This window comes from Stenotrophomonas beteli (assembly GCF_001431665.1).
GTDB classification, from domain to species: Bacteria; Pseudomonadota; Gammaproteobacteria; order Xanthomonadales; family Xanthomonadaceae; genus Stenotrophomonas; species Stenotrophomonas beteli.
This window is the reverse complement of sequence record NZ_LLXV01000012.1, coordinates 1-1415: the sequence shown is the minus strand read 5'-3', so window position 1 is coordinate 1415 and position 1415 is coordinate 1. Positions and strand designations below refer to the sequence as shown.

Annotated in this window: 1 protein-coding gene; it reads left to right on the top strand. The window is 65.5% G+C overall.

From position 1 onward, the window contains the following. A partial coding sequence (locus ARC23_RS00710; protein ID WP_152985173.1) for a TonB-dependent receptor plug domain-containing protein occupies positions 1-1415 on the top strand: 1415 nt, incomplete at both ends.

Sequence of the window (1415 nt, the reverse complement as noted above, 5' to 3'; positions counted from 1 at the left end):
GTCGCCGACATCCTGCAGAACATCCCGGCCGCCGGTTCGCCCGCCATCAGCCGTACCTCCCCGCTCAGCTCGGGCGAAGCGGTCGGCGGTTACTACATCGACCTGCGCAACCTGGGTGCGAACCGCACCCTGATCCTGATCGATGGCCGCCGCCTCGGCATCACCAACGACGGCCTGCAGGACGTTGCCTCGATTCCGTCGGCGATGGTCGAGCGCATCGAAGTGCTGAAGGACGGCGCGTCCACCATCTACGGTTCGGACGCCATTGCCGGCGTGGTCAACATCATCACCCGCAAGGACTTCGAGGGTGCCGAAGCCAACGTCTACATCGGCCAGTGGGACCAGGGCGACGGCAAGCGCGAGAACTACGATTTCATCATGGGCTTCCGTGGTGAGCGTGGCTCGCTGACTGCCGGTGTCGAGTACACCAACGAAGATCCGGTATGGGCCAAGGACCGCTGGTTCTCCCGCAACCGCTTCCCGACCGGCGAGAAGGGCGATCCGCGTCCGGGCGGCCTGTCCGGCACCTCGCAGTGGGGCCGATTCGTCTACAACAACCAGCTCTACACGCTGCGCCGCGACGTTCCGGGCCTGGATCCGTCGCAGTTCTCCAGCTATCGCCTGGTTGACCCGACCATCGACGTTTCCAACCCGGCGCTGGCGTCGACCGTGTACAGCGGCATCAAGCGCAAGTCGGCGTTCCTGAACGGCCGCTTCGACTTCACCGACAACGTGCGCTTCGACACCAGCGTGCTGTACACCGACCGTGATTCGTTCGCGCAGAACGCGGGCTATCCATTCTTCAGCGACGACTTCGCCCTGAGCGCCAATGGCCTGTCCGCCGACAGCGTGTTCAACCCGGTCGGCGAAGACGTCCAGTACGTGCGTCGTGGCTGGGAAGTGCCGCGCGAAGTCCGCAACAGCCTGACCACCACCCGCTTCACCGGTGTGTTCAGCGGCACCTTCCAGACCGGCGAGCGCTACTGGGACTGGGAAGCCGGCTATCTGTACAACCAGAACAAGGGCACCCAGATCAGCACGGGTAACCTGAACACCTACGCCGTTGGCCAGGCCACCGGCCCGTCCTTCATCAACGCCAACGGCCAGGCGCAGTGCGGCACGCCGGACTCGCCGATTCCGCTGGGTACCGGCCCCGGGTCGTGCACCCCGTGGAACCCGCTGATCGCCAACGGCTACAACGCGCCCAACAGCTTGGCCGACCCCAATGTCCAGGCCTACCTGTACCAGCCGGGCCAGGCGTTGTCGCGCACCACCACCAAGAACTACTTCGCCAACATCGCTGGCACCATCGCCACCCTGCCGGCAGGCGACCTGGGCGTGGCCCTGGGCATCGAGCGTCGCGAAGAAAGCGGCTCGTTCTCGCCCGATGCGCTGGCCCAGACCGGTATCTCCAC